The sequence below is a fragment of the Paraliobacillus salinarum genome (assembly GCF_014083865.1).
GTDB classification, from domain to species: domain Bacteria; phylum Bacillota; class Bacilli; order Bacillales; family Amphibacillaceae; genus Paraliobacillus; species Paraliobacillus salinarum.
This window is the reverse complement of sequence record NZ_JACEFA010000007.1, coordinates 107,643-117,595: the sequence shown is the minus strand read 5'-3', so window position 1 is coordinate 117,595 and position 9,953 is coordinate 107,643. Positions and strand designations below refer to the sequence as shown.

The 9,953-nt window shown below is 35.2% G+C and carries 10 protein-coding genes and 1 riboswitch; of the genes, 8 read left to right on the top strand and 2 right to left on the bottom strand.

Going from position 1 to position 9,953, the window contains the following annotated elements:
- Nucleotides 1-241 precede the first annotated feature (241 nt).
- Nucleotides 242-643, bottom strand: a complete 402-nt coding sequence (locus HP569_RS09030; RefSeq protein WP_182200846.1) for a secondary thiamine-phosphate synthase enzyme YjbQ — start codon at nt 641-643, stop codon at nt 242-244.
- 127 nt (nt 644-770) lie between these two features.
- Here HP569_RS09030 and HP569_RS09025 point away from each other — a divergent pair, with 127 nt between their 5' ends.
- From HP569_RS09025 to HP569_RS09015, 3 genes are all read left to right on the top strand, one after another.
- A complete protein-coding gene (locus HP569_RS09025) occupies nt 771-1,151 on the top strand; it encodes a RidA family protein (RefSeq protein ID WP_182200845.1) in 381 nt (126 codons plus the stop codon).
- Nucleotides 1,152-1,254: 103 nt separating this feature from the next.
- Nucleotides 1,255-2,157 (top strand): DUF1002 domain-containing protein, encoded by a 903-nt coding sequence (locus HP569_RS09020; protein WP_182200844.1) that lies wholly within the window; start codon nt 1,255-1,257, stop codon nt 2,155-2,157.
- 33 nt (nt 2,158-2,190) lie between these two features.
- Nucleotides 2,191-2,733 (top strand): DUF6241 domain-containing protein, encoded by a 543-nt coding sequence (locus tag HP569_RS09015; protein WP_182200843.1) that lies wholly within the window; start codon nt 2,191-2,193, stop codon nt 2,731-2,733.
- A 35-nt stretch (nt 2,734-2,768) separates the two neighbouring features.
- Here the strand turns inward: HP569_RS09015 and HP569_RS09010 are convergent, their stop codons facing one another.
- Nucleotides 2,769-3,989: an MFS transporter gene (locus HP569_RS09010; protein WP_425501856.1), complete on the bottom strand. Its 1,221-nt coding sequence runs from the start codon at nt 3,987-3,989 to the stop codon at nt 2,769-2,771.
- A gap of 255 nt (nt 3,990-4,244) precedes the next feature.
- On the opposite strand from HP569_RS09010, the gene HP569_RS09005 reads away from it, so the two are divergent.
- The 5 genes from HP569_RS09005 (at nt 4,245) to HP569_RS08985 (ending at nt 9,804) form a co-directional block, all read left to right on the top strand.
- Nucleotides 4,245-4,769, top strand: a complete 525-nt coding sequence (locus HP569_RS09005) for a hypothetical protein (protein WP_182200842.1) — start codon at nt 4,245-4,247, stop codon at nt 4,767-4,769.
- 236 nt (nt 4,770-5,005) lie between these two features.
- Nucleotides 5,006-7,357, top strand: a complete 2,352-nt coding sequence (gene helD, locus HP569_RS09000) for an RNA polymerase recycling motor HelD (protein ID WP_182200841.1) — start codon at nt 5,006-5,008, stop codon at nt 7,355-7,357.
- Nucleotides 7,358-7,449: 92 nt separating this feature from the next.
- Nucleotides 7,450-8,289 (top strand): aldo/keto reductase, encoded by an 840-nt coding sequence (locus HP569_RS08995; protein WP_182200840.1) that lies wholly within the window; start codon nt 7,450-7,452, stop codon nt 8,287-8,289.
- A 69-nt stretch (nt 8,290-8,358) separates the two neighbouring features.
- Nucleotides 8,359-8,826, top strand: coding sequence for an NUDIX hydrolase (locus tag HP569_RS08990; RefSeq protein WP_182200839.1), 468 nt, complete (start codon nt 8,359-8,361; stop codon nt 8,824-8,826).
- Nucleotides 8,827-8,946: 120 nt separating this feature from the next.
- On the top strand, nt 8,947-9,804 hold the full coding sequence (locus HP569_RS08985; RefSeq protein WP_246367047.1) for an HAD family hydrolase: 858 nt from the start codon (nt 8,947-8,949) through the stop codon (nt 9,802-9,804).
- 43 nt (nt 9,805-9,847) lie between these two features.
- Nucleotides 9,848-9,948: riboswitch (purine riboswitch) on the top strand.
- The last annotated feature ends 5 nt before the right edge of the window (nt 9,949-9,953 follow it).

Genomic DNA, 9,953 nt, shown 5'->3' with positions numbered 1-9,953 from the left:
CTAAGCAATAAGTAAGAAAATGTAAGAAAGGCTAATAACAAACCATATAAGGATACCTATTTAACTGGAAAATAATGTTTTATATGATAATCTTGACTTTCAATGTTTGCTTAACTTGACGGCTATGAGCCGTGCCCACGGAAAGCGTAGTGTATTTTCATAGCGTTAAGTCTTTCTATCATCGTTCTCCGATGTAAACCAAGTTCTTAGATGACCGGGTGGCCTTCCCGGTTTTTATTATTTACCCCTCGATTACTTTTACGTGATAGGACCGGTTTCTAGGACCATCAAATTCACAGAAGTAAATCCCTTGCCAAGTACCAAGTACTAATTTTCCATTTGATAAAACAATGGATTGTGCATGACCAACTGTACTAGTTTTCAAGTGTGCTGCTGTATTTCCTTCCATATGCAAGTCTTTCTTATGTTTCCATGGGTAAACTTCATCTAATCGCCTTAGAAAATCCGCTTTTACATCAGGATCGGCATTTTCATTTACAGTAATCCCGGCTGTCGTGTGCATTGAAGAAATAATAACTAAACCGTTTTTAATTTTCTGTTCAACTAACCAATGTTGAATCTCAGATGTGATTTCAACCATTTGATCATGATTATTTGTTCGTAAAGAGAATGTTTTTTCCATTTAAGACACCACCCTTTTAAGCATTTCATTCACTATTATTCTACTAAAAAAATGAAGTATGTTAAAATATTAAAAATAGTAACTATTTGTTAGTGTGAAGAACGCAACAAAAAAGGAGGAAGATTGGATGACACGTAAAGCAATTCAAACAAATAAAGCACCACAAGCTATTGGACCTTATTCTCAAGCGATTGATTTAGGAGATTTAGTGTTTGTTTCAGGTCAAATCCCTTTAGATCCAGCAACAATGGAAGTAGTAGAAGGAGATATAGTCGCTCAAACAAATCAAGTAATGAACAATTTACAAGCTATTTTACAAGAAGCGGGATTAACGTTTGCACATGTTGCTAAGTTCACTATTTATATTACTAACATGGATGATTTCTCTAAAATCAATGAAGCATATGCAAAATTTTTAACAGAACCATACCCTGCAAGAGCAACGGTAGAAGTAAGTAAATTACCTAAAGGGGTTCGTGTGGAAATGGATGTCATCGCAAAGCGTTAAAAATGTCATTCTATTTTTTCTTCGTTTGCAATATAGTTAAATTAGACACACTTATAATGATAGTATGAGAGCATAGCTCTATGAAAAAAAGGAGATTAAAAATATGATCAAGCGATTTACAAGTATAATTGCTGTTTTAGTTATGATGCTGTTTAGTTTTTCCACAAGCGTACTAGCAAGTAATGATGATAGTATCGATGAGAAGAATGGTGTTCCACGTGTCGTTTTTGGTGATGCACTTTCTGATAGTCAAAAACAAAAGGTGAGAGAACTCTTAGATGTAACAGACGATAGCGCTGTGCAGGAATATATCGTAACTGGTAAAGACTTAGCGAATTACATTGATGGAGACCCAAGTTCGAATATGTATTCCTCTGCCAAAATCACGAGAAAAGATAATGGCTTCGGTTTAGTAATAAATATTGTTAATGATGATAATATAACTGAAGTAACAAAAGAGATGTATGCTAACGCATTATTAACTGCAGGTGTAGAGAATGCGGAAGTTGATGTTGCTTCTCCTGTTAAAGTAAGTGGACACTCTGCCCTTGCAGGTATTTACAAAGCGTTTAATGTTGACGGAGAGTCTCTAGATCAGGGAAGAATGGAAGTAGCTAATGAAGAATTAGATATAGCGACAGAACTCGCTGACAAAGAGGGAATGGATCAAGAGAAAGTAAGTGAATTATTAACAACGATTAAGCAGCAGATCTCTGAACAAGATCCAGTCACAAAAGAAGAAGTAGAACAAATCGTAAAAGAGCAAATAGATAGCCTTAACATTCAATTAAGCGAAGAGGATATTGCTGCTTTAACAGATTTGTTTAATAAAATGAAAGATCTCAACATAGATTTTAGTAAAGTATCCAGTCAATTAGAAGACATAGCTAAAAGTATAAAGGATAGAATTGCTGAAGTGGCGAATGATCCTGGCTTTTGGGAAGGTGTGAAGAGCTTTTTCATAAGTATTATTGATGGGTTAAAAAATATGTTTGCTTCGGAGTAAGGAACCTCAAGTGTTAATCTAGGAGGTGAATCGTTGAAAGTATATCATTGGATTATTGCCGTTTTAGCGGTATTGTTGATCGGTGTAACCGGATTTTTTGGTTTTCAAGTTTATCAGGATTTCTATCAAAATTCAGATTTGGCTAATGAAGAAGAAAGTAATAACGAAGAAGAACAACAAGTAAAGGAATTATCAGAAGAAAAATTTGAAAAGAATGATGACGAGGACTTAAACCCTTTTGGTGATAGTACGCCGCATACCAATCTTACAAATAACGATTATCAAGAATACATTCATCAAATGTCTCATCAAAAAGTAGAAGCGGAAGAAAAGTGGGGTTTTTATCTCATTACAGCAGAACGAATAAAGTGGTTATTAGATGGGTTGAATAAGGTTGATCTAGGTGAAAAAGAAACAACCTATCAATCAATTCTAGAACGATGGAATAATAATGACTACTCCCGTGTAGATAAAGATCATAATGCCATATGGCGTATGCAAGGCGGAACAATAGGAAGAGCGACAGATATATTAAGTGAATCAGAAGAAGAAGCCTTCATTAATAGTAAAGAATAAAAATTGCAGATCGCTTTGATCTGCAATTTTATTAATTAATGTGAATAAGTATTTTCTGGCTGTGGATGTCGTTTGTTTGCTAAGAACAGCGCAATTCCGCAGGCTAGTAATAATAAGCTTGTTACAATAAAAACAGCAGTGTAACCAAAGCCACCAGCTAATGTCCCGCCAAGTATTGGACCAATTATATTTCCGAAAAACCGAATGCTAGTATTATAGCCCAACACCTCTCCTTGCATGGCCAAAGGCGCCTCTTGACGAATGTATGCAATTCGAACAGGTATAATCCCACCTATAGTGATTCCAAGTAAAAACCGTAAAATAACAAGCTGCCAAATATTCGCCACAAAGCCACCTGGTAAATAAAAAACCGCAGCGAGGAATAATAACATAATCAAGATTTTGATATAACCCACACGATCAGCAATTTTGCCCCATCTTCTTGCCATCATTAAGTTACCAAGTCCAGCAGCCGAAAAAGCAATACCAGAAAAAAACGCAATATTTTCTGGTCCATGCAACTCATTAACATATAGGGAAAGAATCGGTTGAATGCTAAAATGGGCAATTTGAATAAACATAGATACGAGCATAACCATTAACAGCATAGGGTGCTTCATAATATGCAGAAGTACTTCTTTGCTTGAATAGCTTGTAGGCTGTCCCTCTTCAGTTTGTATTCTTGTTTCTTTTATACCGAAAAGTACAAGAAAACCGGAAAGAAACAAGATAATCGAAAGCCACTTAAAACTAGTTGCATAGCCGATAGTATCAGCGATGATTCCTCCGAGTAATGGTCCCATTAATGTACCAGTAACACTCCCAGTTTGCAATGTTCCGAGTACTCGCCCTGCAATGTGTTTCGGAGTTTGCGTAGAAATTAATGCTTGAGACATGGAAATAAAACCAGTGAATACTCCCATGAACAATCGCAAGAAAAAAAGCTGCCAAACGGAAGTGACAAATCCCATAAGAAACACACAAAGTCCTAAACCAAATGCAGAGAAAACGAGGATAGGTTTTCTTCCATAATGGTCACCAATTTTCCCCCATATAGGTGAAAAAATAAACGCAGCTACAAAAGTTACTCCGAATGTTAGCCCCGACCAATTTTGTACATAGGTACTTGAGAAATCGCCCAATGATTCTATATAAAGTGACAGAAATGGCAATACCATTGTTATGCTACCTGCAATAAAAAAGTTTGCAAACCACATGATATAGAGATTTTTATTGATTAAATGATTTTCATTCACGTTTACCACTACTTTCAACGCGTATATATTTCGCTACCCTAAATATATATCATAGCTTACTTACAGGGGTTTTTAAAGTGATCCGCAAAACAATAGCTATGCCGACGTTATCATAATAGCTAACAAAAAACATAAAATGTATTATGAAACGAATTACATTTATTTCCTTTAATGATAGAATGAATGTAAGGCAATAAAGAGGACTTATGAGAAGGATTTATTATTTTTTTATGAACGAGAGGAGACTTTCATCACATGAAAAAGCATACTTTAAAGATCTTAACCGTTATTTTACTTGCGGGACTTATGTTCTTTACTGGTTGTTCTGCATTCGAAGATTCAAATCAAGACAATAACATTGAAATAATTAAGAAAGTCTTAACAAATACATTTACAGGACCAAATGAAGAATTAATTAAATCGTATAAAAGCGCGGAAGATGGGAATCACGAATTATCAACAACTGAGAGTCAATCATACTATCAAGATCATTTTCAAGCATATTTTACTGAGGAATATTATGAGACTGTAGCAAAGATAGGGCTAGTATCTGAATTTCATATAAATGCATATCGTAATGATGTCCAAATGAAAATAAAGGACATACGTGTTGAACAAAATGAAGGAGCGGATACTTCATACAAATTCGTGGTAAGAGTACAAGTTGGTCAAAAAGAAAAAGATGTAACAGGAAGACTTGGTATAAATGAAGACGGTAAAATATTTAACATGATGTATCTTGATGGTTATGAGTTAGTACGAATGATGGAATTAAAGTAATAGTCTTATTAATAAAAGTAAGCTATCAATGGATGGTGTATCCCCCAAACAGTTGAAATACATGTTTATGTTATTTCAACTGTTTGTTTTTATGTTACATATATAATCGTGTAAAAAAATTGCTAAGATCCTGTTGGTTGTGGCAAGATAATAATTACTATATGATAAATGCATTGATTTAAAATGTTAAAATACACTTATAATGTTGTGTGGTTTTTTAAGTGGAGGTTGATACCATGGATGAACAAAATAAAGATTGGAAAATAGAAAAAGATCGTGTCAATAGAGTAAAGGCACTTATAGGTCGAAAAATAGAAAAACTAGGTGAACATATTAAAATATTAAAAGATCGAGTTATTGATATACGTAAAAACTTTTGGGATGACGTGACAGTGAACTTGGATGAAATGGATGATGTGATTGAAACGCAAGCCAGTTTAAAACAACAAGCAGAGTTTTTATCTGAACGAGAACGTAGTCACGGGCAATTATCAAAAGAAGCAGATACATTAGAGCGTTTGTATCAATCGCCATATTTTGGTCGCATTGATTTTTTAGAAGAAGGTGAGGCAACTGCTGAACCTATTTATGTTGGTATGGCGTCACTAATGGATGAACAAGAAGAGGACTTCCTCATCTATGATTGGCGGGCACCTATTTCAAGTATGTATTATGATTATCCTCCAGGAAAAGCGGCTTATCGAGCGATAGATGAAACCGTGCATGGAGAAATCACATTAAAACGCCAATACCTTATACGACAAGGGGAATTAAAAGGAATGTTTGATACTGGTCTGACTATAGGAGACCGTTTACTTCAATCCGTATTAGGTGGAAATGCTTCTACACAAATGAAAAGTATCGTCGCTACGATTCAGCAGGAGCAAAATCAGATTATCCGTAATGAGAAAAGTAAAGTGCTTGTGGTACAAGGTGTGGCCGGCAGTGGGAAAACATCAGCTGCATTACAACGTGTAGCTTATTTATTATATCGTTATCGTGAGGAGTTATCCTCAAAAAATATGATTCTGTTCTCTCCTAACCCTTTATTTAATAGTTATGTTTCTACGGTGCTGCCTGAGCTAGGAGAAGATAATATTAAGCAAACGACTTTTTATCAGTATATAGACGCACAATTAGGCTATCAATTTAAAGTAGAAACCCCATTTGAACAAATGGAGTATTATTTGCGGGCAAACAAAGAAGATCCACCAGTTAGGATAGAAGCAATGCGCTATAAAGCGAGTACGTCTTTTAAAAAAATAATCGATCGCTTTTTAACCGATTTATTGGATGATGGTTTGCAATTCCGTAATATTCGCTTTCGTGGAAAAATTGTTGTATCTAAAAAGCAGATGGATAAATTCTTTTATTCCTTATCATCAAGTTCATCACTCCCTCTTCGTATGGAAAAGCTAAAGGACTGGTTATTAGATAAAATCGATACGCTGGAATCAACTGAAGCGAACAAAGATTGGGTATTAGAAGAAACAGAACTGCTAGAAAAAGATGATTACTTAGAAGTTCATCAGAAATTAGAAGAACAATCCAACGATTCAGAGGCGTTGTTTATGGATCATGCAAGTGAAGAAGCCTTATTGCGTAAAAAAGTAATAAAGATGAAACTAAGAGCCTTGCGTGAAAAAATCAAGAAGTTTCATTTTATTGATATGCTCCAAACCTATATGCAACTATTTGGTGAACAAGAGACCTTAGATACATCTACTCTGCCAGAACAATGGGAAAAAATTTGTGAAGATACACAAGAAAATCTTAAAAAGAATGTTTTGACATGGGAGGATGCGACGCCATACCTGTATTTCAAAAGTTGTTTAATCGGTTTTCAGACGAATCAAGCAATAAAGCATGTCATTGTAGATGAAGCACAAGATTATACGTCTTTTCAGTTCGCTTACATCAGACGAATCTTTCCAAATAGTCGTATGACTTTATTAGGGGATATGAATCAAGCGATTTATGTTCATGCATTAGAAGAAAATATATTAGAAGATCGAAAGAGAAAAGGTTTAGAAAGAGTGGAATTAACAAGAAGCTATCGATCAACGAAACCAATTGTAGAGTTTACTAAAGCATGGATGCCTGAAGGGGATAAGATAGAAGCGTTTAATCGTGATGGCGCACTACCTGAAGTAATGGAAGTGGATGACGTACGTGTGTTAGAGAACAAAATGTTACAAATGATAGAATATTACAAAGAGAAAGGGCATCAAACGATTGCGATTATATGTAAAACATTGCATGAAAGTGAACGAGTATATGCTTATCTAAAAGATCAAGTGGACGTTAATTTACTTGATCCGAAAGCACATACCTATCAGAAAGGATTACTCGTTATTCCGGCCTATTTAGCCAAGGGAATTGAGTTTGATGCAGTAATTATTTATAATGCTTCAAAAAATAGATTTGAAAATGATCTAGAAAGAAACCTACTATACACAGCTTGTACTCGAGCAATGCATGATTTATCAGTTATATCACTTGGAGAGGTTACAACTTTCATTCAACAAGTGCCCAAACAACATTTCAAGCATTATAAAATCCATTCTGTTGGAAGCAGTGAACATTAAGTTTGCTTTTGTTTTTTAGTGAAGCAAGTTAGTTTAAAGATGGGTCAATCTATGCGAAAATAAAACTAGTTTAGAAAAGGGAGGAAATACAAATGCCAACACATTTACAAGATACCGTTACACTTCATAATGGTGTGAAAATGCCGTGGTTTGGACTAGGTGTGTATAAAGTAGAAGATGGAAATGAAGTGATTCATTCTGTTAAAACAGCGATCAAACATGGTTACAGAAGCATTGATACAGCTGCTTTTTACGAAAATGAAGCGGGAGTTGGAAAAGCAATTAAAGAATCCGGTGTTTCTCGTGATGAACTATTTATTACTTCAAAGCTGTGGAATAGTGATCAAGGATATGAATCAACACTACAAGCATTTGAAGATACGCGAAAACGACTTGACCTTGACTATCTAGACTTATTTTTGATCCATTGGCCAGTTCCAGCACAAGGTAAATTCAAAGAAACATGGAAAGCAATGGAGAAATTATATAAAGACGGAAAAATTAAAGCAATTGGAGTTAGTAATTTTAAAGAACATCATTTAGATGAGTTGATAAAAGATGCAGAGATTGTTCCCATGGTAAACCAAGTGGAATTGCATCCGCATTTATCACAAGAGCCTTTGCGTAACTATTGTAAAAAACATAACATTCAAATGGAAGCTTGGTCTCCTTTAAAACAAGGGAAACTATTAGATGACCCTACGATTACAGAAATTGCAGATAAGCATGGTAAGTCTGCTGCTCAAGTTATTTTGAGATGGGATTTACAAAGTGATGTGATTACTATTCCAAAATCAGTCAAGGAAGAGCGCATCGTTTCTAATGCTGACATATTTGATTTTGAATTATCGCAAGAAGATATGGATGCAATCAACGCACTCAATAAGGATGAACGTGTAGGTCCAGATCCAGATGAAATGAATAAAGCATAAGAGAAATGGCGCTCTGATGGGCGTCATTTTCTAGTATAATAAATGTAAAACATACAAGGGAGTATCAATATGGATTATATTAGCTATGTTCGTAATATGGTCGGTCATAACCCTCTAATAATGGTCGTCTGTGGCGCAATTGTTTTTGATACATATGATCGAATTTTATTACATTTGCGTTCTGACAATCAGACATGGGGATTTCCTGGTGGCTATATGGAGTTAGGTGAGTCAGTAGAAGATACAGCAAGAAGAGAAGTCTTTGAAGAGACGGGATTGCAGTTGGGTGAATTGACTTTATTTAGCATCTATTCAGGTGAAAATAATCAAAAAACGTTAGTCAACGGAGATCAAGTGGCTCTTGTACAACATTGGTTTACTTGTCATACATTTACAGGGGATCTGATAAAGGAAAACGAAGAATCCTTAGATGCAGCATTTTTTTCAATAGATAACTTACCTGAGAACTTGTTTCCTAGTCAATTAAAGGTTATTGAGGATTTGAAATCAAATAAAAAACGCCCAATTATTCGATAAAGTAAGAACTGTAACATGAGATTATTTGTATAAGAAGATGCCACTATCTTAAACGTAACTAAAAATAAATAGACATGCTATACTAGTCGTAACGGTGATTGGAAAAGGGAGAGCATAATGATGAGACAAACAGGACCAAAAGCTATTTTTCTTGATATGGATGGAACAATACTAGATAACTATAATCAAATAAGTGAGAAGACAAAACAAATCATTGCCCAGTTGCGAGGAGAAGGAATACTTGTTTTTATTGCAACAGGAAGATCAAAAGGGGAGGTTTCCTCGTTTCTATCTGAAGGATTAGAAGTGGATGGAGTGATCAGTTCAAATGGGATGACAACCTATCTTTCCGATGAAAAAATCGAGGAACATAGTTTACCATTTGAATTAACCAAGCAAATCATTGAGAAAGCACGCGAACACCAAGTATATTATGAGCTTTTTCCGTCGGCAGGAATGCGATTGGCTCTTAAAGAAGATTTTAATATTTTAGCCGAAGAAGTAAAGGATCCAAAGCCAGAACGCGTTGGAATTAACGAATGGCTTGAGCGTAAGGAAGTGATGGAAGGAGAAATTGATTGGAAAGAGGTCTTGCCTGAACAAAGATATTCCAAATTCTATTGCTTCAGTAAACAAGAAGAACATATTTATCAATGGAAGCAAGTGTTAGAAGAGCTAAAGCAATCTACTCCATTTACCACGTCTTCATCTTCAGATCATAATGTTGAAGTCATGGTCGCAAATGTAAATAAAGCGACAGGGATTCTGGCGATTTTACATCATGTAAAGATTGATGCGAGTGACATTTTGGTAATGGGCGATAGCCACAATGATATATCTATGTTTCAACTTGCAGGGCAATCTGTTGCGATGCAAAATGCAGTGCCAGAGATTAAAAGCTTAGCAGATGAAGTAACTGATTTCAATTGTGACGAAGAAGGTGTCTATCACTATTTAAACGCGCGCTTTTTCCAATAGAAAGCAATTGACCTTTTGAAAAAGCTATGGTAAAAAGGATAAATATAATAAAATAAAAGTTACATGTATAAGCTTAAGAATTGGCTTAAGCGTTTCTACCGGGTGACCGTAAATCACTGGACTACATGTCGGGAAAAATGACAGTATAA